The organism is Microcoleus sp. ARI1-B5, assembly GCF_036705795.1.
In the GTDB taxonomy this organism is placed as follows: domain Bacteria; phylum Cyanobacteriota; class Cyanobacteriia; order Cyanobacteriales; family Microcoleaceae; genus Microcoleus.
In genome coordinates, this window is the sequence record NZ_JAUBVK010000011.1 from 21,461 (window position 1) to 43,153 (window position 21,693).

The following is a 21,693-nucleotide window of genomic DNA, read 5'->3' on the forward strand; positions in this document are numbered from 1 at the left end:
AGTTTAACTTTCGTATGCCAGTTGCGTAAGCCCTGTACAGACCTCATGTACCTGAGAAAGGCTAAGTAAGTCGGCGCTTTAAAACGCAACTATGTAAACGATGTAAAGTGTCCAAATGCTCTCTACTGGCTGACTTAAGCCTATTTACATACTGTTACATTATTCGGTTTAATCCCGCCTACCTACTTATATTAATCATTAAAGTTAACAATTTTATGAGGGTAAGGATTTTGTATTGTTTCTTAATGAGGTGGCAACCCGGTAGTTTCTGGAAACAAGTATCTTGGGGTTGTAGTCTTTTGTGAATCCGGTAGATGCGTTTCTCGATCGGAAATATAGCCTTTATTACTTATTAACGATCGCACATCATGTTACTGAGAAAGGCTATAGATTAAACTTTTGTTGGCTGAGGGATTAATTGATGATGATATTGAGGCTGTGGCTGATTAAAATTATCCAAAAAGTTTGGCCCAAATATAGAAACCCGAAATTTCGTCTATTTTTGGTGTTAGTATTAATTTGCCTAATTGTGCGATCGCTTCCTTATCTTGCACCCATCCGTACTGCTGACATCGCCCAGGAGCAGTCGGCGATCGAATTTAGCGATCGCAACGGACTCCCCCTGGGCACTATTCTCACTCGCGACCAAGAACATACCGCCACAGTACCCTTAAATCAAGTTTCTTCTCACTTTGTGCGAGCAATTATCGCCGCTGAGGACAGCCGATTTTATCAACATGGTGCCACAGATGCGATTGCTATCGCGCGATCGCTCCTCGAAGCTGCACAAGCCAAACATTTAGTCAGCGGTGCTTCCACCATCACCATGCAGTTAGCACGGATGCTAGAGCCCGCACCTCGCACATTACCTAACAAAGTGCGGGAACTTTGGCTATCTTGGCGGATTTTCGCCGGCATGAATAGAGACGAAATTCTCGAATCTTACATCAACAGATTGCCAATGAGCGGCAATATTTACGGCGTAGAAGCCGCTTCTCGCACCTATTTTGGCATTTCTGCCGCTGATATCAATCTTGCTCAAGCCAGCCTTTTAGCAGCCATTCCTAACGATCCAAATAATCTCAATCCTTACTACCGTTGGCAATCTTTAAAAAAACGGCAAACTTACGTACTCGATCGCATGGTCAAAGACAAATATATCACGCGCTCGCAGGCAGAAAGAGCCTTAACTGAAGAAATTTTACTCGCACCAGTCAAGCAGGGAATTATTGCCGCACCTCACTTTTTATTCTGGCTTTCCAATCAATTACCTAAGCAGCATCCGTCTCATATTCGCACCACGATCGATCGTTCTTTACAGCAGTTTGTTGAAGCACAAGTGCAGCAAGTCGTCAATTCTTTATCTCCCCATAATGTCCATAATGCCGCAGCTTTAGTTATCAATAATCATACTGGGGAAATTTTAGCTTATGTCGGTTCTCCTGATTATTTTAATCAAACAGAAATAGGTCGGAATGACGGAGTGCAAGCCTTACGTCAGCCTGGTTCTACTCTTAAACCTTTCTTGTATGAATTAGCCTTAGAAAAACGTGCCATTAGAGCCAATACGATTTTGGCAGATGTGCCGACTTATTATGCCATTCCTGGTGCCAAACTTTATAGCCCTACTAATTCTAACGATCGAACATTTTTAGGACCAGTGCGAGTGCGAATAGCTTTGGCAAATTCTCTCAATATTCCAGCAGTAAGGGTATTAGAAAAAGTGGGAGTATCTAATTTTCTCAATCGCTTGCATGAATTGGGATTTGAGCATTTGACTCAAACTCCAGAATACTATGGTTTGGGGTTAGTTCTAGGTAGCGGTGAAGTCAGTTTGTTCGAGTTAGCTAGGGCTTATGTAACTTTGGCGAGACAAGGAGAATTCACACCACTTTTTAGTACATTTAATGAGGCCAAAACTTCTAATTCTCAACCTGTAATCCAGCGAAAAATATCTGCCTTAATTACTAATATGTTAAGCGATGCTCACGCCCGCGCTCAAGAGTTTGGGGTTGACTCTGTGCTGGCTTTACCATTTCCTACGGCCGTAAAAACTGGAACTTCTTCTGATTTTCGGGATACTTGGACGGTGGGTTTTACTACTGATTATACTGTTGCTACTTGGGTCGGAAATTTTAATGGCGATCGCATGAAAAAAGTCTCTGGAGTTATGGGTGCTGCACCCCTCTGGAATCACATTATGCTACACTTACACGAACATCAAGAACCTGCGGCTTTTCCGACCTTGAAAGGGTTAGTACAGCGTCCTATTTGTGCTATTTCTGGGTGGCGACCTAAACCTGATTGTCCGTCAGTTGTGCAAGAATATTTTGATACTGAAGATATTAGTAAGTACGAAACTGAGTCGGGGAGTTTAACGTTATCTGAAGAGTATAACGGCTGGTTAGCAAAGCAGAGTAACTCTAGTTTGAGTAACAGTAATTTTAAAATAGTCTTTCCTCAAAATGATGATTATTTTCTGATGAACCAGAATGAGACTTCACGGCTGGAGTTTAAAATTTTGGGAGTAAATACTACTCTTATTGAGTGGTGGTTGAATGGTAAGAAGTTAGCCACGCAGTCGTCTAATTCGCTATTCTGGCATCTGAAACCTGGAGAGTGGAATTTGCAAGCTAAATCAGGTAAAATGGTTGATACCGTGAGGTTTTATGTGCAGGTTGCCAACAATAAATCCCTGCGGAGTGGCTTTTCGTTTGTTGGCAATTCAACCTCTTTACCGACTGGCAAATAGAATTAAAAGAGATTGGTAACAAGTTAAGCTAAGAAAGTATTTCTCAATCAGCAATTATGTTCAACATTTACTCGGATTTTGGGCAGAAAACTGAGATTTGAGCGATCGAGGAATCAGGCCTCCCATGATATTTATACCTACTCCCTCTCAAATCGTGAATTTTTCACTCCTAAAAAAGCAGTTTTTTTGAGTAATATTACTGATTGACAAATGCAATTAAGTCTTAACTTGTCACCAATGATTAAAAGGAGACTTTTACTTCAGTAGTTCGGAAGACAATCCTACATAGTCGTTCGCTAAACTAGCGTAGTAGTTGTAGGAGCGATCGCATTTGTGCTCAGTTAATCCCTTGTCAATTGGCTAATTTTAGCCTAATCAGATTCTGATAGCCTATTGAATCGAAGAAACCAACGATGAAAAAGTTAATGCCCTTACTACTGGGTGCCGTATTACTCAGTAACACTGTTGCTTGTCATAAGTCAAGCGAGCAGATAGCCAACACTTCTGCTCCGGCTAATAATCGCCCAAATCCTGTATCTAACCTCTTCAGCCCTACGTCCAGTCAGCTTAAAAATCAGCCAGCGGCTGTCCCTGCTGGAACCAGTTTTGATACCATTCTCCAACAAGATTTGTCTGCTGGTAAAAACCGCGACAACGAGCGTTTTACTCTGCAAGCCAAAGGAGGCAATAAAACTCTTAAAGATGCCGTGATTCAGGGACATCTGGAAGATGTCGTCAAAGCAGCTAAAGGCAAAAAATCGAGTTTGCATCTAGTTTTTGATGACATTCAACTCGCAGATGGCTCAGCTTATCCCGTGGATGTTACTTTAGTTAATACTCAGGTAGAAACAAAAACCAAAGGCAAGTTTGTTCAGAATGCTGGCATTATTTTAGCTGGAGCAGCAGCCGGTCATTTCCTCGGCAATAAAGCGAAATTCAAGCATGGTGCTGTAGCTGGGGGTGCAGCAACAGCGGCTTATGTCAAGTCTTGTCCTGGTGGTGAAGTTCTCCTTAAAAAAGGAACTAATGTTAAGCTGAAACTTAAAACGCCTCTCGATACTAGCCCATAAGAAATTGTGCTTTTTTAGACTGCATGGATGCAGAGAATGGAGGCGATTGAGTACGAATCGAAGGATCTCGCTCGTACAGAATAATTTGCCTCCGTTGAAGGTAACAGTAGAACAGATTTTACAGGAGTTGCTAGATACGTGAGTTCAGGACTATCAAACCTTCGCGTTCCTGGCAGCAGCGTTCCCCCCAGAGTTTCTGATGACCGTAAAAGCGCCCCCCGTGGTCTAATCACTCCAAGCGTCTTTATTCGCCACAGAATTGGGTGGAACGGAGGACTGAGGGACTTCAATGCCTGGACTCACGATTGGGTATTCTGCTCGCGAAGTGCACATCGACTGCATTTACTAAAAGCCGGCCTTATAAGCGTTACTGAATTCGCTGCGGGTTCAGGACACCTATAAGGCCGGCTTTTCTAAAGCTTCCCCAAATAAAGAATACCGAGAGCAACTGTAGCTCCCGGTATCAGCTTTTCCAGTTCCGTTGTTGTTAAGTAAATCCAATCAAGCTCAATTTGGAGAAATTTGCCTCACTCAATTAAGCACAGCCTTTCTGCGTACTGAGTTCACCACTAAACACGCTTACCCCATCGTTATTGGTTAGCCTGTTCCCAAGCGGGATTCGTTGAAGCTCCAGCAATTTCGGCTAAATTAATCTTGACGACTTTATTGCGGGCTTCAGTTACTTTGGGCAGGGTTAGCGTTAGAATGCCATCTTTGTATTCAGCTTGCACAGAGTCGTTTTGAATGTGTGCGGGCAAGGGAAGCGTCCGGTGGAATTTGCCGTAGCGGAATTCAGAGCGGACGTAGCGGGGTTTTTCTTCTGTGTTTTCGTAGCGGCGTTCGCCAGAGATAGAAATTGCTTCACGGGTGACTTGAACGTCAATGTCTTTGGGGTCAATTCCAGGCAGTTGCGCTTTTAATACGAAGTTGTCCCCAGCATCAGCCAATTCTAGAGCGGGCATCCAAGCGGCTTCAGAGTTATCTCTCGTTGCTGCCCGTTGGTCAAAAACTTTATCGAGTTGCTGGCGGATGGTTTCAATTTCCGTGAATGGTTGCCAGTAGCGCATCAACATAATCTGTCACCTCAAAGATTGGTAAAGCTCTATAAGGAAAGTTTGGGTAGAAGCTCGTTGCTTACAGTTATTATGATGCCGCTTTATAAGTGAGAGGAACAGTCAGGAGAACCCAACCCAGTTAGTCGTATTTGCCACAATAAACGCGAAAGAACCAGAATTAATTGGCAGTGAAGAAAACCGTACAAAGCTATTCCTAGAAACCGAAAAGGATCTGGCAACCACGTGATGAGCTTGCCGAGCGAACTCTGCACGGCGCGAGCGTCGAGGGAAGTATCGCCGGGATTGCCAACCGTACCAAAAAGGCGGTGCGGGTGGTGTGTAGCCGACACGTAAGGACTTTGCGGGCAATCGCTGCTTTCCCATAGCCATCGCTCGCGCTCATGAGGGATCTCGCATAATCTCAGTCCTTAAAACGCGATCGCCCAAGAGCCTATGTGTCGTTAGTTCAACAAGTAGTAAGAGCTCAAAGCGCTTTTCTAAAATGTGTAAGAGTCAATGGTTGTACTTGGGAGCGGTGGCGGCGCCTCCTGGGCACTTATCTAATCCGTTGACATCTGGGTTTTGGCTCACATCATTTTCTATCCCAAGAGTCTTTTGCATCCAACTCAACAGCCGACAGCAATTTGGGTTCCATCCTGTACAAATCATTTATAATTGGCTTGACATTGGGAAACACAAAATACTCCGTCAGGAGAGCCAATTCGATAATTAAAAGAACGATCACCAATTAGAGCAACGATTAAGGATGTAACAGGGGATTGTTTCTAATTTCCGATAAACATTCTTCTAAAGACAAACCATGCAGAATTTCCCACCATTGCCCCGTATGTTTCATGTAGGCCACATTAAAACAATCTGGCCCAACATATTCTAGGCGGGCGGAGCGAGACTCAAAAGACGGGGAAATCGCCCTCGGACTCGGACAATTATAAGTTGAGCAGAAGTAAAAATAGTTGCGATACCACTTGCCAAAGATATCCGTTCGATAGTTGAAATCCGGGTCTGTGGGTGGAGAGTCGATATATTTGGGCTTAAATTCTGTTTGAATTAACTCATTACATTTTTGTTCGATTAATTGTTTCTCAGTATCAGGCACTGTAGGTTTAGACTGTTTGGGAGAAGAAGAAAGCCAGAGCTTTTTTGCTTTTTTTGCCATTGAATTTGTTTTCCTGATTATCTAGGTAGAATTGAAACGACAAAATCGATCGTTCGACCTACTGTGAATGTAGTGGCTGCTTGCAACAACCTTTGTTGGGCTACTTATCAAGGCGGCGCGAGCCTCCAAGTAATGCGAGCCGCTCAGGTCAAACGGCGCAATCTATGCCTTGATTGGGTGCGGTGCGGATGATTTGTAGCAAGCACGCTCTCGTATTGATAATACTTAATTTTCCCAGAAAACTGCCTTACTCAAAACTTTTGCTTCCATCCCGTACAAATCATTCAGCACCGCCTTGACGTTCGGAAACACAAAATACTCCGTCAGCTTGCCAATGCGGTAATTAAACGCTTTGTACCGGTGTTTGAAATACAGCTCGACATTCCCCCGGTGTTCCCACAATCCCAGCAAATTAACAACCATATCCGAGTAATGCGCCCTCACATCCCGCTGCACTTCGGCGATTCTCTCCTCGATCGATCGAGTAGTAATGCCAATCTTGTAGAACGTGTTCCCGTCCGCTTTTACCTCAAGAAAGTAGAGCGAGTTCACCAAAATCCGACGAAGCTGCGCTCGATAAATCAGCAAATCAGCCCGCCGTTCTTCTAAACAAGATAACCCCGCAGATAAAGCAATTTCTACAGAGCCTTCCAACTTCATTAACTCTGACAGCAGCAGCGGTTCTTGGACTGAGTTGAACAGCGCCAGGGGAAGAGCGCCCATCGGGATTTTACCGAGGTCAGTGAATTGATAAAAGCGATCGCCCGACGACTCCACCAATCCTTTGAGTTCCCACCGAAAGTTTACCAAGTCTTTGGGAATGGCGTAATTTTGTGCGCCGTACTCTTTCCACAGCACTTTCAATTGCTCCAATTCCTCACCCTTAAGCTGGATGGTGAAATTATCGTAGAGAGGCAGCGATGGGAAAGCTTTGGTTTTAATCCGCTGTGACACGGGTTTGCAAGTTTCCCCGGTGTGCGCGAAGTGATGTTCTTTCACGTTCCCCTTTTTTGCTGTCAATCCGCCACCGCAGTAGAGGCAAGCGAGATTCGTTTTTCCGCGCGCAACTTCATCAATGCCCGTCAGTTCACCGCTGAGAGCAACACCAAATTTTAGCCACATTGTCTATCAATTCTCCTTTGAGCCGGTTTTGTAGATGCACCTGCTCCACACGATCGAGAATTGTAACAAATCTAGGGGTGAGGGCTTCTGCCTTGGGAAAGAAAGCGATCGCAGGTCACTCCCAAGCTGATTCCGCATTTTGGCTCCAGCAGTTATCGGGGCGAGCGGTGAACTTTCTACAATGCAAAGGGCTGTTGTTTGTTCGATACAACGAAGTTTTTATGTTGCTGAGCTGCTGCCATCTGGCTTACCCGTATTACCAGACCCACTACCTCCAGAAGATGCTGAAGGATTTGATGCGTTTGGAGTTGTGGTGGAGTTTGTCTCGACCGCTTTTGGGGGTTGAGGACGTAACTTATGAACGCCATTCCAACTATCATTATTTGTTTTTACAGATTCGCACAGTTTGCGGAGCTAGTGACGCTGACAAAATTGCACTATTTCTTCCTTGGGGATTGGGATTGGTAACGTTCTAGGTTCACTCATTTTTTCCCTCCAGCGACACCACTAGATTAAACTTGGTTTTCTCTTCTGAGACATTTCCTTGTCACATATTCCCGAAAATCCTTACTATAAAGCTTTCCGTTCGTATTCCAATATTTCGCTACTCCTGGATACTCTAGTTTAATTTTCAGGTAATTAGACCAACCTTCCCATAAAACTTCATCTAATAAATTGTTTTTATATTGATAGTGGAGATTTTCATAGAAATTAAAAATGCTACAAACAAGTTCCCTAAACCTTAGCGCTTCATCTTTTTCTAGCGCTTCAGGCTCGTCACAGCCTAGCCGATAGATGCGTGCTGCTTCTGAGTCTTGGCTGATCCGGGCTTCAATTTCTGCATACACACTAATAATTGATTGATAAGTAGCCCCTTTTATAGCTTTCGTACTAGCTCGAACCTGTACAGCCACATAGATGAGAGATACAACAACTCCAACCGCCTGGATAATTCCAGAAATGTCACCTATAGATAGTGAAAAATTGTCTGTAGTCATATAGTTTCTGATTTCATTCTCCTTATTTCCTGCAATGCCTTATCTCTAAAAGTTTCGTTCTAAAAGCATTGCTACATTCTCAGCAATTGTTTCTTCCAACAAGCCCAAGCCTCAACATTCAAAATCTCCAATTCCTCATTCAACTCTTCCAACCGCGCGGCTCTCATCAAAATCCTCCGCCTCCTTGCGTTGGGCCACCCCCACATAACGCCCAGGATTGAGACTCCATTCCTGCGCCTCAATCTCATCCAATGTTGCTATTTTACACAGCCGGGCCACATCCCGATAAACCTTGTTAACGGAATATTCCGAAGGCTTGAGTTTAGAGTTAGCCCGCTCGGAAAGCCGGCTGCTTCCCAAAGGCGTTTTTCGAGTTCGGTGTAGAAGGCTTGCATTGTTAGTGTTATTTTCCCACGTCCTTGATTGATTCTCTCGTCTCGGCAACAACAAACAGCACCGCCTCGTACAAACTCTTATTTTACGCGAGATCGTCATGACGAACAATTGCAACCAGCTCTGGATTGAGAGATTCAGGCGCAGGTTCAAGCGATCGTCACCAGTCGGGAATTTCTTGGGCTGCGTCGTCTGATAGGTCTTGTGACAGTTGCTCTCTCGGTAACGGCACGGCAGGCAATTCATGCTCTAGACCGGGAAATGTAGCTTTCCCGGTGTAGGAAAGCATCGATAAAGAGGCGATCGCTCCTTTAACTTGCTCCGGCTCCACTTCTAGGTAGTGCTGCAACTGTTCGAGGTTGCTGTGACCGCTGATTTCTTGAATAATCCGCAGTGGAATTCCGGCGTTGCTCATCTGGGTGAGAGCGGTTCTCCTAAAACTGTGGGTGGAGGCTCCCTCGATGTCGGCCCGCTCGAACGCTTGTCTCAGAACCTTGTCCGCTGAGTCGGGGTGCAGATGCTTCCAATGATGGGAGGGGTGGCGGCCAGGGAATAAATAAGTCTGACCCGCGTTGGGTTTCCAAGATGTCAGGAGACTCCGCAAATCTTCAATGACAGGAATCGTTCGGGTTTGGAGTTGGCCTTTGGTGTTGCCCTTGCGGAAGTTGATTGTAGGTCGGACTGTACCTCTGGCAGTGTAAATATCGATGACTTCCAGGGAACAAGCTTCGGCAATCCGGCAGGCGGTGTAGAGACAAACTCCAAACAAGGTGCGATCGCGTGAGGTCTGCAAACCTTCGTTGAACAGCAGCTCAATTTCCTGTTGCGTAAGGATTTTTGCTTGGCCGTGCCGTTCTATTTTCATGCTTGGTGTATACTCGACCCGATACCAGAAAGTTTGCCGCAAATACTGCATTACTGCATCGGTAGACGGGGATTTCTTAACGTGGTAGGAGAGATGCCAAGGGAAATAAGGATCATCGTAGATTCGGTGAGCGACGATCGCTATCGGGTATTCTAAAAATAAATGATGTTGGAAAGTTCATCGGAAAACAATGAGCAGATGATTATTCGCGATCGCCTGCAGACGAGAATAATCATCTGCAAGTAAACGGGGACGAAGACTCATATTTTATTGCCAAACTCTTGTACCGCAACAGCGAAGTTGGTAGGCTCGAAGGCGTTTTTTATCCGCCCGATAAATTGGAGATAGGCGATATCTTGATTCGCGACGATGTAATTCACGCTCCAGATCACTTAGGGGCAGCTCTTTTGAGATGGCTAGTTGAACCCAAGCCAATCGATTACCGTCGCAGGGGACTGGGAACTCACCTGTTGCAGTTTGCGATAAAGAAAGCTCGTGTCTCGGGGAATTAAGCGAATCAGCGGTTCTCTAACTCAAAAAGACATCAACAACAATTCCAACCTCGTCAAATGCTACAAGAAGCATGGATTTGAAATACGGACGCCTTCACAGGAGAACATCGAAAATGCAGTTTTCGGGATTTCTCTGGATTTAGGAGAAAAATTTAATTAATTACCCACTCGTACCCCGAGTCACAATGAATTACTTTTAGTATGGATAATGTGTGAGGCGCTTTCGAGGTCGGGAACAATGTAGTGAGGGATGCGGTCTGCGCTCAAAAGCAGCAAAGAGCTATCGCAATTAAACTCCCCTAATGTTTCATTGCCGTCGTCAATCAAAATTGTTCGACATCCTGCCCGATAACCCGCTTCAACATCGTTCAGGGTGTTGCCAACGAACCAAGATGCGGCTAAATCAATACCATGCTCGTGAGCTGCTGTCTGAATCATTCCTGGCTTCGGCTTGCGACAATCACAACCTGCTGATTTATCATGAGGGCAGTAGTAAAACCCATCTAGGATAATGTTACTCTCCCTAAAGAGGGTATCAAGTTCGTGTAGGTACAAAATTAGATCTTGTTCCGAGAAATAACCTCGCGCTATACCCGATTGATTGGAGATGACTAACAACTTGTAGCGAAAGTCCCAACAAGAGTCGTAATGCAGCAACTGCATTACTGACTGGGACAATTTTCTTCGGGTCAACGTTACAGGGGACATCGACCACTAAGGTTCCGTCTTTGTCTAAAAAGACTGCTTTTTTTAATGCCATGATACTGATTTATTTGATACAAGCGCTTCAAAATTAGGCAATGGAGCGTATTATAACGAATTTGCGATACGCAGTAATATACGGTCTTATTCCCATTAGAGCAACCACTTTTTTACCACAAAATATCTACAAAGCAAGCTTTGTCAAGCTTTTGAACTGATTGTCACCCCTTGAACTTCAGGTATCGGCTCAATAAGTAGGGGGAGCAGTTATTCTGGCGTTGCTGAATCCGTGCCCGCGTTGTTAGAAGTTGCAGAATTTTGGTGTCAGTATTTCGATCGAAGGAAATTTGAGCAAGAAATTTCCCTATGGGAAGGATCGCTGCGTTCGACCCAACCCGTGAGAATTTTCAGATGCAGATTGAGGGTTTGTTAAGCCTGCAAGCCCTAAGATTGTCAAAACCGGTGCCAACACTGAGCACCTAATTCTACAATTTCTGCCGTGACAGGGCGGGTGTACCACTATTTCCCGTCTGAAAAAGGTTTTGAGTGCTTTTAGGTTCTGTTCTAATTGTCCGGCGATCCTAGTTGGTGTTGTTCTAATCCCTACCAAAAAAGGCGATCGCTCCAGGGTTCAGGGGGAGGTACTTGAGTTGGCAGGGGGAGGTTAGGCGGGGAAACGCTTATATTCTGATGAATCTGTAGCAGTTTTAAACCCTGGGTCAGGATATGCGGATTTTTTGAATAAAGTCAATGCTATCGGGGTACTGTGTCTAATCGGATAGCAGCTCAATCGCCTTTGGGATTGGGGTAATTGGATTGTTATCTAAATCAACCTTGATTTGATTCGACATTTGCTTGAGTACCTCTGGTATTTCGGTTATTTGATTGTTAGCGAGGTAGAGGCGTGTCAGATCCGACAGTTGCCCGATTGCATCCGGGACTTTGGTTATTTGATTGTGACTGTCGTCTTGGCAGGCTTTTTTTACGCCTCACCGCAAAGGCCTCCCACACTTCTTTGAACTCAGAACTCGATCGCTCCAAAATCGATCTGTGACCATCGCTCTAAATCTTGCCTTCAAACCTCTGATGCCAGAGGATATACCCCGACACGGTAATAACCAGAGCGATGCCTCCTCCTACCCAAGCCAGCATAGGATTGTAACCGCTACGGCTGAGGGTCTGCATCCATAGGTGACGTTCTCTCCCGTTAACACTGCGTGTATAACGGGAGCTTCTAAGACTAGAATAATGAGAGTTGTACTTCATCCCAGCCTGTCGAAGTTTCGCGCTTCACGGGTTGGGTATCCCCTTGACCTCCACGCGCAGAAACGATGTGACCCACCGCCTGTAATGCTTTATTTAGGATGTTGACCGCCGCATTTTCATCACGGTCTAGGATTAACCCACAGTTAGGACACTCATGAGTCCTAACTGATAACGTTTTGGGAACCAACACCTGGCACCCTGAGCAATTCTGTGATGTGTTATGTGGCGCAACCTTAACAACTAGAGAACCGCATTTTACTGCCACTGATTCCAGTATGTTAATGAATGCGCTCCAACCTGCATCAAGAATCGACTTTGCCAGTCTTGAATTCCGAGCAAGGTTCCGCACTTTTAAATCTTCTACAGCGATTAAGTCATACTTCCTCGTTAACTGATAAGCCGTTTTGTAGTGGAAATCTTTACGATTCCTAGCTATCCTTTGGTGAATCCGGGCTACTTTGTTCTGTTGTTTCTTGTGCCGATTCGAGCCTGGTTTTTTCCGTGATAACTGTCTTTGTTGACCTGCCAGGTGTTTTTGAGTTCGGCGGTAATGTTGCTGAATTGGTACAGTCTCACCGTCTGATGTAGTGAGAAATTCCTTCAAGCCAACATCTACACCAACAACACTTTTAACCGCATCTATAGCTAATGGTTCTGGTACTGAATCATCAAGCAAACTCAAGCTTACGTACCAGCCATCTGCTTTATAAACAATTGTTGCCGTCTTTATTTCAAACCTTTGTGGTATAGGGCGATGCACGATTACTGGTATTAGTCCCAGCTTGGGAATTCTCAGGTTAGTGCCTTCGAGAAAACACACGCTTTTAGGATTGTTAACCCTGGAGAATGTAAACGATCGCAATTCCCCTTTTTTCTTGAATTTAGGGCGTCCACCTCGGTTCCCATTCTTGTCAGGTATTAGCCAGCGTGACCAAGCTTTATCAACCCGTTTAAGATTCTCCTGTTGTACCTCGTGGTAAAATTCTTTGTACTCAGGAAATAACTTTTTAGTTTCCTTTAATTGTGCTGATTCGTTCTCAAAGGTTGGTTTTAACTCTGGTATCTCTCCAATAGGTTCTGATACTATAGAGCATCTATCAATCTTACAACGTGTACGATGTAGCCAGTCAAAGCGATTACCTAGTACCCAGTTTCGATGCCGACGCAGCAATTCCAGCCAGTCAAACATAACTGCTTGCTGCTTTGGCGTTGGCTGAATTCGGTACTGGTAACTTAGGCGCATTTTTCATCGATAAACCTGCTATCATTATAACATTAATCACTTGAAACGTTGCTACGCTTTTATTCGTTTGGCGACAATTCCCCTCCCGTTAATACTTCGTATATAACAGGAGTCCCCTTGTCGCATCCATAGATGGGTGCGATCGGAGGATATTAACCAATCTGCGACGACCGGAACAAGATACATCAAAGATGCACCAACGATAAGCCAGCCCGCCATAGAGGCGACCAGAAAGATAGTTTTGGCTGTAGATTGGCTACCCATGAGCAATTGCGGTAAAGAACTAACTTTGAGATTAGCTCTTGAGATGCGTTATGTCAGCACAGGTATAGCCCGAGACAGTGGGCGATGCAAGCGTGAAACTGTAGAATTGATTTGAAGCCAAAGGTAAAGGGCGTTGCTGATGCCAGGGTATGACTGGCTCAATATGCAAGTCAGAGAAACCAGTATCCACAAAGCTTCGGGATTTTCAAGTTATTTTTTTCATACCCCGATCGAGCAACGCCAGTAGCAGATGTTCCCTCACCGCATCAGACACAGTGTTATCACGGCGGCACTGGACGCAACAGAGGGGAATGTAAGAAAAGTGCAGAAACTCAGCAAACACAAAAATTTAAATACCTTGATGGTGTATGCGATAATCGCGGCCGCGACCAAAGAGACATTACCGATTTACTGGATGGGATGAAAGGAGCGATCTGCAGGGGAAGTGGATGATTCGACGTGAAGGAGCGAGCGAAATCATAGATCTCTCCGATGCTAAACATGAAGGAACGTTGGATGCGTAATAATTAATTACTCCCCATGAAGAAACTCAGCATTGACTTTGATAATAAAATATGCAATTGCAACAACGACTGACTGAAATCGACAGGAATGCCTATTTTCAACGAATTGGCTATAGCGGTGACTGCTCGCCCAGGCTGACAACGTTACAGGCAATTCATCAGCGACATTCCCACACGATCGCCTTTGAAAACCTCAATTCGCTCCTGAAACAACCGGTTTTGCTGGATTTAGCATCCTTGCAACAAAAACTAATCCACGAGGGACGGGGCGGCTATTGTTTTGAGCAAAATTCACTGTTGCGGGCTGTGTTGCTTGCTCTCGGCTTTCAGGTAACGAATCTAGCAGCTCGCGTGCTGTGGAATTTGCCGTCCGGGACGATTGCACCCCGCAGCCATATGGTGCTGGGGGTCAATATTGATGGAGAGCCATACATTGCAGATGCGGGATTCGGAGGATTAACGCTTACCACGCCGCTTGCTTTGACACCGAATATTGAACAACCTACATCCCATGAACCATTTCGATTGATTGCAACGGAGCGCAGCTACATTATGCAAGCATATATCAAGCAGGAGTGGAAATCCCTTTACAGATTCGATCAAGAGGAGCAAGAATTACCCGATTATGAGGTGAGCAATTGGTACGTTTCAACTCATCCCAACTCGATTTTTGTTACTAATTTGATGGTGGCGAAACCAGATTCCAACTGTCGTTATGCCTTGTGGAACAATCAGTTTACGGTGCATTATTTGGATGGTCGAACAGAACACCGCGTCCTTTCAACGGTTGCAGAGTTACGCGCTACCCTTGAGAATGTTTTTTGTCTCAACCTGGGAGCGAGCGCCGATCTCGATCGGATGTTACAACAATTAATTGAGCGATCTTGTGCGATGACCTAACGGTGAAAGTGGGCAACTCTCGATTTATGGCAAGGGCGACAAGACTCGCGTGGTTCTACTTCCTTCGTCTCTGTATCTAACAATTTTGAACAGCAGAGGGGATGCGGGAAATTCGCTCGCCGATTTTCAGAAGTCGGAAAGCAACTAACGGCGGGTGCTTGCACAGGATTTCTGTAACGCACTTGGTTAAGGAAGCTGCTAAACGCACTGAATCGGGGAGCGCCCATCCGCTTGTGGAGTCAAACTTGGGGCTATGCGTCAGTTGCGTAAGTCCTGTACATACAGCAGATTCCATGTATATGTGGTACAGTAAATTCAGTACATCAGCAGAAAAAATGAAAGCTTATTCGATCTAGTTTCGTAAAAAAATAGTTAAAGCCTATGAACAAGGTGATACATCAGTCAGGAAAGTAGCCCAACGTTTTGATGTGAGTAAAGCGTTTGTTCAAAAAATCTTAAAACAAAAACAAACGACTGGTCACGTTCAACCCAAAAAACAGGGTGGAAGCCTTAAAAGTGTGTTACACTCGTCCACAACTAAATTGATCGAGATGGTGGAAAAATATCCCGATAGCACCTGCTCAGAATATTGTGAATATTGGCGCTTATAGCTACAAGCAATCTGTCAGCTAAGCGTATGATGTGTCGCGAATTAATCAAACAAAATATGACGCGAAAAAAAAGACAATACGGAGTAGTCAATCTGCCACCGACCGAGTGCAAATTTTGAAGTGTGAGTATTGGGAAAAAGTGAAAAACATCGTAAGCGTTCAGGGGGTAGAAAGAAGACGAAAAAATACCCCCAACATCAAAGAATAAAATTAGGCAGCAGTCAACAAGTCAGAATCATCAGAACAATTATTAGCGTCAGGAAGCAAAGAAGGAGTGGCTGTACCACCACGATTCGCAACAACAGCCTGAGTCATAAACTCCAAAACATTCCGCTTTTGAGACTTCAGGGTTGTCACCACAGTCAGCATCCGAGCTACAAAAACACTACCAGATTGAGTTTGAGAACCAAAACTGGTACGTCGCCAGAGCACGGCAGGACTTGGGGCGCGTTCGGCGGCATTATTAGTGGGTTCGACACCAGCAGTGGTAACAAACAACCACATTGCCAGCTCAACGAAAGAGCAGTTGACGACAAGTACGAACTGTTTTTGCACTCGGGAGTTTTTTCCCGCGATGTGATTTGGTATGTGTCAGCTTGACGTAAAGTGGCTGTAATGGATGAGCGAATCTCCTGAACCAACTCACCAAAATCACCACTAGATAAAGTACCATCTCTGACGGAGATGCCAAAGTTCAAACAACTTTTCTTGTTGTTTGACCAGTGCAGTTCCCAATTCTGCCGAAACTCCATGACGTTCCGATATTTTGATAAATTCCCGTCGCAGATGCGCCCAACACAATTGACGACGTTCCAGGTCTACCCAGTTGTAAGCACCGTGACGGTCAGAGTTCAAAATTCCCCGGAAGTTTTCACCCAATAAATTCTTTGCCTCTTGAGTACAATGGGTGAGGGCGATTTCAAAAAATGTGACGCCGGGGGGTGACTGCAACCCATAACCTGTGCTTTTCTTTGTTCAGGATTACTACCATCAATATTTCCTTGATTAAAGCTGGTTTCATCGGCTCCGACGACGTTGGCGTTTTGAAGATAATCTTTGGCTTCATCTACACAGATTGCCACGGCGTTACTTGCTTCGAGTCGCAGTCTGTTGGCGGTTCCCAATGATATTGAAATCCCAAATACTTCTTGCATGGCACTTTGTACCATTCTGTGACTGTTGCGGTACACTCCACTCAGTAGTGCTACGCTTAGCTACTACTCTGACTCCGTAACCACTTGGATGCACGTCTTCTGGTAATCTGGCACGGCAAGACGTGCCACATCCGCTACAGGTCAATTGATGCAAACGATGCTCGATGACTATGGGACTGATGGGTGGAATTTCTACTATCTGGTGACGATAGGGGTTTGTATCAACTCCAGTCACGGTGGCTCCACAATTACTGCATTCTTCTGGATGATGCTCGATTACTGAGCTACATTCTTCTATTGGGTATAAGTCCCGGCTATTTCCTTGATGACCAGGCTGCCCCCCTCGCTTTTTACCGCTTTTTGTCTTTTGCGGCTTTTTTCCAAATCCCGGTGGGTCGCAAGATGGTGGTGATGATGAGTTTTCTGATGTGCGATTAATTTTTTTGGTGGAGCTGTTCTTGAACTGCCAGGACTTCGGTTAGTTTCTTTTCGTGTTGTTCTATTTGCAGCGCCATTGCCTCCACCAGCTTTTTGACACTGGTTGGAGTCTTTCCCCAATCTTCAGGGGGTATCTGCTCTAAGTGGTTGACGCGCTTTTCTTCCATGTCACTTAATTTATCAGATTTTCTCCCGTTGTTGGGCTATTTCTCTTCTACCCCCCCTGAACGGTTACAAAACATCGACCCTGAAAACCTGGTGTTTTTGGATGAAATGGGCGTTTTATTGGGGTTGACACGAACCCACGCACGTTCGAGATATGGTAGTAGAGTCTAGGGTTTAAAACCCTTTTATTGAGGTGCAAAAGTAACAGTTATTGGAGCAATTAGCTTAAAAAAAGTAGTAGGATTAATGACGCTCAACGGGTCGATGGATAGTCAGGCATTTGCAGTTTTTGTTGAACACTGCTTAGTGCCAAACTTATGGGAGGGTGCAGTCGAAGTCAATTGATAATCTACCAGCCCATAAGTTGGCGGTGATTGAACCACTGATTCAAGCGGCTGGTGCCAGTATCTTGAATTTATCACCCTATTCTCGTGACTTTAATCCGATCGAATTATGGTGGTCACAACTCAAAGCTTTTTTACGTAAGTTTTCGCCCACTACTACCAAGATGGTTGACATTTTACTAGCTACGGCGTTTGACGCGGGTTAATCCACAGCACTTTAAAAACTGGTTCGTTTACAAGCTGCTGTTACTGTACTTCATAAACCTGGAATCCGCTGTATGTGCCAGTTACATAAGTCCTGTTATTAAACAATCGAGCGCACCACTCCACCCTCGACTCGCAAGGCGGCCCCATTAATTGCAGAAGCTACAGGACTAGCAACAAATGCAACTAATGCAGCAACTTCAGACGTTGTAGCAAATCGCTGAATCAGTGAAGATGGACGAGTCTTCGTAAAAAATTCTTTCTCAACTTGTTCGGGTGAAATATTTTGCCCCTTAGCAAGTCCCTCGATAAAAGTTTCCACTCCTTCAGAACGGGTTGGCCCTGGTAATACTGTATTAACCGTGACATGACTGCCTGCTGTTGTTTCAGCTAAACCACGACTCAACGCCACTTGTGCTGTCTTGGTAACGCCATAGTGAATCATTTCGGCGGGAATATTCAAGCCAGATTCACTAGAGATGAAAATAATTCGTCCCCAATCTTTTTTTAGCATCAGCGGTAAGTAATGACGCGAGAGCCGAACACCGCTCATAACGTTTACTTCCAGGATGTTCATCCATTCTTCATCGGAGATATCTTCAAATGGTTGAGAGCCATAAATTCCCAAGTTGTTGACCAAAATGTTGACTTCGGGCACTTGTTGAAGCAACAATTCAACTCCTGCTTGCGTTCCCAAATCCGCAGCAATTCCCTGAAGTTTGGCATTCGGGACATTTTGCTGAAGGATCTCAAGAGCCTGGTTTACGCGCTCTTGCGTTCTGCCACTGACAATGACAGTTGCTCCTTCTTCGGCAAGTGTCGTAGCGATCGCTAGTCCAATTCCGGCGGTTGAACCGCTGACGAGTGCAACTTTATCGGAGAGTTGGAGATCCATACTTTTTTAAACCAAATAATGTCTAAGCGCTTTAGGGTTTCAACTTGCTCAAATCATGAAACAAGTGCCGACTTAATTAGTCGCCACCTAATCCAACTTTACCACCATTTTACCCACATTGTTGCCTTCAAAAAGACCGATAAATGCACCCACCGCTCGCTCGATTCCTACCACCACTGTTTCCTTGTTCCTCAGTTTGCCAGCTTGGAAATAGCCGCCCACTTCCTGTTCAAATTCACTCTGGCGATCCAGCCAATCCCTAACGATTAGCCCTTTCATGGTCAACCGTTTGCCAATCATATTAAATAGATTGGAAGGGCCGGGCTGGGGCTTTTCCTCGTTGTAACCGGAGATGCTGCCACAAGCGATAATTCGGCCATGCACGCGCAACGCCGAGAGCGCCGCTTCGAGGGTTTCGCCTCCTACATTATCGAAATAGACATCTATTCCGTCCGGTGCAGCCCGGTTGAGTTGTTCGAGGACAGGGCCGACCTTGTAATCGAAGGCGCTATCAAATCCGCATTCTTCCAGCAGAAACTTGATTTTTTCCATTGACCCAGCAGACCCGATGACATGGCATCCGCGCAATGAAGCTAGTTGTCCGGCGACATTTCCCACCGCACCTGCGGCTGCGGAAACAAAAATAACATCGCCGGCTTTGACCTCTACCAAATTTAACCCAACCCAAGCAGTCATACCTGTCATGCCGAGGGCACCGAGGTAAACTGAGGGCGGTTGAATATCGCGGCTAACCTGGTGCAAATCTTTTGGTGCAGCTATGAAGTATTCCCGCCAGCCATAGTTGGAAGTCACAACATCACCCGGCTTGAATTCCTGGGCACGAGACTTGATTACAAGGCCGACTGCGCCGCCTTCGAGTGCTTTTCCTAACGCGAAGGATGGAACATAAGATTTCCCCTCGTTCATGCGACCGCGCATATATGGATCTACCGAAATGTAGAGATTGCGAACGAGCACTTGCCCATCTTGAAGTGGCTCTAGTTTGGTCTCGGCGATCGCAAAGTTATCTGCGGTAGGAATCCCCTTGGGGCGAGAGACTAGCCGAATCTCGCGGCTCACGATCTCTGTCATAATTTTCTCCTTATTGGGTAGATTTTCAGAACTCGATCGACTTAAGTTTTAGCGGTTGTTTTTATTTACTAAAGGCATGGATGCCAAACATCACTCGCGCCAAATCCTAACGATTGACCGTACTCATATCGGGGTAGCGATCGCCCACCGCAATTCCTAATGGCAGGGCTTTGGCGATTTGGTCTAGTTCTGCTGGAGTCAGTGTCACGGCGGCTGCCGCAATGTTTTCTTCTAAATAAGTGCGACGTTTGGTGCCTGGAATTGGCACAATGTCTTCGCCTTGGGCTAATACCCATGCCAGCGCCAACTGTCCAGCTTTGATGCCCTTAGCAGCGGCTATCTGCTCTATCTGCTCGACTAATTCCAGATTTTGCTGGAGATTATCGCCTTGAAAGCGAGGATATCGCTCGGCCCGATAGTCTCCCTCAGATAACGTGTCGAGGCTCTTGATTTTGCCTGTGAGAAACCCGCGCCCCAGAGGGCTATAAGGCACAAATCCAATCCCTAGCTCTCGGCAGGTGGGCAAAATCTCAGATTCTGGCTCCCGACTCCAGAGCGAATATTCAGTTTGGAGTGCGGAAATAGGATGCACTGCCATTGCACGGCGGATCGTGGCGCTCGCCGCTTCGGAAAGGCCAAGGTAGCGAACTTTCCCGGCTTGGACAAGCTGCGCCATTGCGCCTACGGTTTCTTCGATGGGAGTGTTTGGATCGACTCGGTGCTGATAGTAAAGGTCGATCGCATCTACACCCAGACGCTTGAGACTGGCATCACAGGCAGAGCGGACATATTCGGGTGTGCCGTTCACGCCCTTAAAGCTGCCGTCACTACCGCGTACATTCCCAAACTTCGTGGCGATGATGACTCGATCTCGACAGTCTTTAATTGCTTTGCCGACCAACTCTTCATTGTGACCGACACCATACATATCAGCCGTGTCGAGCAACGTCACGCCTAGCTCTAAGGCGCGATAAATGGTGGCGATCGATTCTGACTTATCGGTTGTCCCGTAGAACTCGGACATCCCCATACAGCCCAGTCCTAACTCTGAAACTACTAATCCTTGATTGCCGAGTTTTCGCTGTTTCATGCTTTTTTCCTATTAGTCTAAAGTTCTTGACCTGTCGCACGAATGAGGATTTCATTCACATCAAAATCACCGGGCTGCTAAATGACATAGGCGAGCGCACGGTCAATGGCATCTGCATCAATGGATCTCGCATAAAGTTCATTCATGCTAGAAGGTGTGAGGTATCTTGGTTCTTATCGGCTGCTGACTCCATCAGTCGTGCGTCCGCTCATTTCACTCGCGTCGATGCGGTAGATTGCGATCGCTTCTGAACGTCCCTGAGCATCAATCCAGGTTCGATTGATAGCCGGTAAGAGCGTTGGATTGCGCTCTTTGAGCGAGTGCATTGCCCGATCAATGTCTTCCTGAACTGTGAGGCGGGAGGCTCGACCATTCACGATCGCGCTGCGCCAATGAAGCGCATCATTTATTTCTTCAACCTGTAGACAGATTTCGGGATTTGCGTCTAGGTCATGAGTCTTCATGCCTTCGGTTGTAAACAGGTAAATGTCCGAATCTTCGAGATAATAATTCATTGGCATCACGTAGGGTTTGCCTTCGTGTATGCAGCCCAGATGACCGTATCCTACTTGGTGTAGCAGCTCCTGTATTTCTTGTGAACTCATTTCATCAATATCTAACATTACTATTCTCTTAAAAATTCAGTTAATTGGTAGTATTGAACAGAAATAATCCCGGCTTTACATCTGTCGTTAGATGGAGTCGATATGTGAAAGTCAATGATCCGAGTCAATAGCCTGTTGAGAAAACGAGCGCCTCACAAATCTTCTGTCCGCTTAATTGATGCTTTTTTACCCACAGCTCCGCTAGCAACAACCAAACAGGCCATGACTAGGGCGATTTAAAACCCTTGCTAG

Annotated in this window: 21 protein-coding genes and 1 pseudogene; 7 read left to right on the forward strand and 15 right to left on the reverse strand. The window is 45.6% G+C overall.

Translation table 11 applies throughout. The features are described from left to right. Window positions 1-421: 421 nt before the first annotated feature. Window positions 422-2,752 carry a penicillin-binding protein 1C gene (gene pbpC, locus QUB63_RS17565; RefSeq protein ID WP_332946551.1) on the forward strand — a complete coding sequence of 777 codons (2,331 nt, stop codon included), beginning with the start codon at window positions 422-424 and terminating at the stop codon, window positions 2,750-2,752. A 425-nt stretch (window positions 2,753-3,177) separates the two neighbouring features. Then, window positions 3,178-3,822, forward strand: coding sequence for a hypothetical protein (locus tag QUB63_RS17570; protein WP_332946552.1), 645 nt, complete (start codon window positions 3,178-3,180; stop codon window positions 3,820-3,822). 590 nt (window positions 3,823-4,412) lie between these two features. On the opposite strand, the gene QUB63_RS17575 is transcribed toward QUB63_RS17570, so the two are convergent. From QUB63_RS17575 to QUB63_RS17590, 4 genes are all read right to left on the reverse strand, one after another. Further along, window positions 4,413-4,895 carry an Hsp20/alpha crystallin family protein gene (locus QUB63_RS17575; RefSeq protein WP_332946553.1) on the reverse strand — a complete coding sequence of 161 codons (483 nt, stop codon included), beginning with the start codon at window positions 4,893-4,895 and terminating at the stop codon, window positions 4,413-4,415. Between the two features lie 83 nt (window positions 4,896-4,978). Next, window positions 4,979-5,227: a hypothetical protein gene (locus QUB63_RS17580; protein ID WP_332946554.1), complete on the reverse strand. Its 249-nt coding sequence runs from the start codon at window positions 5,225-5,227 to the stop codon at window positions 4,979-4,981. Between the two features lie 410 nt (window positions 5,228-5,637). After that, window positions 5,638-6,054: a DUF3024 domain-containing protein gene (locus QUB63_RS17585; protein ID WP_332946555.1), complete on the reverse strand. Its 417-nt coding sequence runs from the start codon at window positions 6,052-6,054 to the stop codon at window positions 5,638-5,640. 225 nt (window positions 6,055-6,279) lie between these two features. Further along, window positions 6,280-7,176, reverse strand: a complete 897-nt coding sequence (locus QUB63_RS17590) for a GIY-YIG nuclease family protein (RefSeq protein WP_332946556.1) — start codon at window positions 7,174-7,176, stop codon at window positions 6,280-6,282. Between the two features lie 77 nt (window positions 7,177-7,253). On the opposite strand from QUB63_RS17590, the gene QUB63_RS17595 reads away from it, so the two are divergent. After that, window positions 7,254-7,652, forward strand: a complete 399-nt coding sequence (locus QUB63_RS17595) for a hypothetical protein (protein WP_332946557.1) — start codon at window positions 7,254-7,256, stop codon at window positions 7,650-7,652. Window positions 7,653-7,688: 36 nt separating this feature from the next. On the opposite strand, the gene QUB63_RS17600 is transcribed toward QUB63_RS17595, so the two are convergent. The 6 genes from QUB63_RS17600 to QUB63_RS17620 all read right to left on the reverse strand — a co-directional run bounded on the left by QUB63_RS17600 (window position 7,689) and on the right by QUB63_RS17620 (window position 13,155). Then, complete coding sequence (locus tag QUB63_RS17600; protein WP_332946558.1) at window positions 7,689-8,174, reverse strand: hypothetical protein; 486 nt, start codon at window positions 8,172-8,174, stop codon at window positions 7,689-7,691. 135 nt (window positions 8,175-8,309) lie between these two features. Next, window positions 8,310-8,534: an N-6 DNA methylase gene (locus QUB63_RS17605; protein WP_332946559.1), complete on the reverse strand. Its 225-nt coding sequence runs from the start codon at window positions 8,532-8,534 to the stop codon at window positions 8,310-8,312. 193 nt (window positions 8,535-8,727) lie between these two features. Beyond that, window positions 8,728-9,483 carry a tyrosine-type recombinase/integrase gene (locus tag QUB63_RS17610; protein ID WP_332946560.1) on the reverse strand — a complete coding sequence of 252 codons (756 nt, stop codon included), beginning with the start codon at window positions 9,481-9,483 and terminating at the stop codon, window positions 8,728-8,730. A 641-nt stretch (window positions 9,484-10,124) separates the two neighbouring features. Beyond that, complete coding sequence (locus tag QUB63_RS17615) at window positions 10,125-10,652, reverse strand: D-glycero-alpha-D-manno-heptose-1,7-bisphosphate 7-phosphatase (RefSeq protein ID WP_332946561.1); 528 nt, start codon at window positions 10,650-10,652, stop codon at window positions 10,125-10,127. 764 nt (window positions 10,653-11,416) lie between these two features. Then, window positions 11,417-11,596 carry a leucine-rich repeat domain-containing protein gene (locus QUB63_RS35085; protein WP_442921791.1) on the reverse strand — a complete coding sequence of 60 codons (180 nt, stop codon included), beginning with the start codon at window positions 11,594-11,596 and terminating at the stop codon, window positions 11,417-11,419. A gap of 290 nt (window positions 11,597-11,886) precedes the next feature. Further along, the gene (locus QUB63_RS17620; RefSeq protein ID WP_332946563.1) at window positions 11,887-13,155 is read right to left on the reverse strand and encodes an RNA-guided endonuclease InsQ/TnpB family protein; all 1,269 of its coding nucleotides are present in this window, start codon (window positions 13,153-13,155) and stop codon (window positions 11,887-11,889) included. Window positions 13,156-13,994: 839 nt separating this feature from the next. Here QUB63_RS17620 and QUB63_RS17625 point away from each other — a divergent pair. The 3 genes from QUB63_RS17625 to QUB63_RS35090 all read left to right on the forward strand — a co-directional run bounded on the left by QUB63_RS17625 (window position 13,995) and on the right by QUB63_RS35090 (window position 15,454). Further along, complete coding sequence (locus QUB63_RS17625; protein ID WP_332946564.1) at window positions 13,995-14,843, forward strand: arylamine N-acetyltransferase family protein; 849 nt, start codon at window positions 13,995-13,997, stop codon at window positions 14,841-14,843. Window positions 14,844-14,944: 101 nt separating this feature from the next. After that, window positions 14,945-15,199 (forward strand): hypothetical protein, encoded by a 255-nt coding sequence (locus QUB63_RS17630; protein WP_332946565.1) that lies wholly within the window; start codon window positions 14,945-14,947, stop codon window positions 15,197-15,199. A 12-nt stretch (window positions 15,200-15,211) separates the two neighbouring features. Continuing rightward, complete coding sequence (locus QUB63_RS35090; protein WP_442921790.1) at window positions 15,212-15,454, forward strand: hypothetical protein; 243 nt, start codon at window positions 15,212-15,214, stop codon at window positions 15,452-15,454. A 210-nt stretch (window positions 15,455-15,664) separates the two neighbouring features. Here QUB63_RS35090 and tnpC read toward each other — a convergent pair. After that, window positions 15,665-17,213, reverse strand: a pseudogene (gene tnpC / locus QUB63_RS17635) (IS66 family transposase). Between the two features lie 323 nt (window positions 17,214-17,536). On the opposite strand from tnpC, the gene QUB63_RS35095 reads away from it, so the two are divergent. Beyond that, complete coding sequence (locus QUB63_RS35095; RefSeq protein WP_442921786.1) at window positions 17,537-17,761, forward strand: transposase; 225 nt, start codon at window positions 17,537-17,539, stop codon at window positions 17,759-17,761. Window positions 17,762-17,859: 98 nt separating this feature from the next. Here QUB63_RS35095 and QUB63_RS17640 read toward each other — a convergent pair whose 3' ends face one another. The 4 genes from QUB63_RS17640 to QUB63_RS17655 form a co-directional block, all read right to left on the reverse strand. Further along, window positions 17,860-18,654 carry an SDR family NAD(P)-dependent oxidoreductase gene (locus QUB63_RS17640; protein ID WP_332946566.1) on the reverse strand — a complete coding sequence of 265 codons (795 nt, stop codon included), beginning with the start codon at window positions 18,652-18,654 and terminating at the stop codon, window positions 17,860-17,862. A gap of 87 nt (window positions 18,655-18,741) precedes the next feature. Next, entirely contained in the window at window positions 18,742-19,746 is a 1,005-nt protein-coding gene (locus QUB63_RS17645) for an NADP-dependent oxidoreductase (protein ID WP_332946567.1), read from the reverse strand. Window positions 19,747-19,852: 106 nt separating this feature from the next. Continuing rightward, a complete protein-coding gene (locus tag QUB63_RS17650) occupies window positions 19,853-20,836 on the reverse strand; it encodes an aldo/keto reductase (RefSeq protein ID WP_332946568.1) in 984 nt (327 codons plus the stop codon). A 173-nt stretch (window positions 20,837-21,009) separates the two neighbouring features. Further along, the gene (locus QUB63_RS17655; RefSeq protein ID WP_332946569.1) at window positions 21,010-21,441 is read right to left on the reverse strand and encodes a pyridoxamine 5'-phosphate oxidase family protein; all 432 of its coding nucleotides are present in this window, start codon (window positions 21,439-21,441) and stop codon (window positions 21,010-21,012) included. Window positions 21,442-21,693: the final 252 nt, after the last annotated feature.

What these genes read in the sequence shown, in the direction of transcription:
- pbpC (WP_332946551.1), top strand. Translation starts at nt 422, where the DNA reads ATGATGATATTGAGGCTGTGGCTGATTAAAATTATCCAAAAAGTTTGG.
- QUB63_RS17570 (WP_332946552.1), top strand. Translation starts at nt 3,178, where the DNA reads ATGCCCTTACTACTGGGTGCCGTATTACTCAGTAACACTGTTGCTTGT.
- QUB63_RS17575 (WP_332946553.1), bottom strand. Translation starts at nt 4,895, where the DNA reads ATGTTGATGCGCTACTGGCAACCATTCACGGAAATTGAAACCATCCGC.
- QUB63_RS17585 (WP_332946555.1), bottom strand. Translation starts at nt 6,054, where the DNA reads ATGGCAAAAAAAGCAAAAAAGCTCTGGCTTTCTTCTTCTCCCAAACAG.
- QUB63_RS17590 (WP_332946556.1), bottom strand. Translation starts at nt 7,176, where the DNA reads ATGTGGCTAAAATTTGGTGTTGCTCTCAGCGGTGAACTGACGGGCATT.
- QUB63_RS17600 (WP_332946558.1), bottom strand. Translation starts at nt 8,174, where the DNA reads ATGACTACAGACAATTTTTCACTATCTATAGGTGACATTTCTGGAATT.
- QUB63_RS17610 (WP_332946560.1), bottom strand. Translation starts at nt 9,483, where the DNA reads ATGCAGTATTTGCGGCAAACTTTCTGGTATCGGGTCGAGTATACACCA.
- QUB63_RS17615 (WP_332946561.1), bottom strand. Translation starts at nt 10,652, where the DNA reads ATGTCCCCTGTAACGTTGACCCGAAGAAAATTGTCCCAGTCAGTAATG.
- QUB63_RS17620 (WP_332946563.1), bottom strand. Translation starts at nt 13,155, where the DNA reads ATGCGCCTAAGTTACCAGTACCGAATTCAGCCAACGCCAAAGCAGCAA.
- QUB63_RS17625 (WP_332946564.1), top strand. Translation starts at nt 13,995, where the DNA reads ATGCAATTGCAACAACGACTGACTGAAATCGACAGGAATGCCTATTTT.
- QUB63_RS17630 (WP_332946565.1), top strand. Translation starts at nt 14,945, where the DNA reads ATGCGGGAAATTCGCTCGCCGATTTTCAGAAGTCGGAAAGCAACTAAC.
- QUB63_RS17640 (WP_332946566.1), bottom strand. Translation starts at nt 18,654, where the DNA reads ATGGATCTCCAACTCTCCGATAAAGTTGCACTCGTCAGCGGTTCAACC.
- QUB63_RS17645 (WP_332946567.1), bottom strand. Translation starts at nt 19,746, where the DNA reads ATGACAGAGATCGTGAGCCGCGAGATTCGGCTAGTCTCTCGCCCCAAG.
- QUB63_RS17650 (WP_332946568.1), bottom strand. Translation starts at nt 20,836, where the DNA reads ATGAAACAGCGAAAACTCGGCAATCAAGGATTAGTAGTTTCAGAGTTA.
- QUB63_RS17655 (WP_332946569.1), bottom strand. Translation starts at nt 21,441, where the DNA reads ATGAGTTCACAAGAAATACAGGAGCTGCTACACCAAGTAGGATACGGT.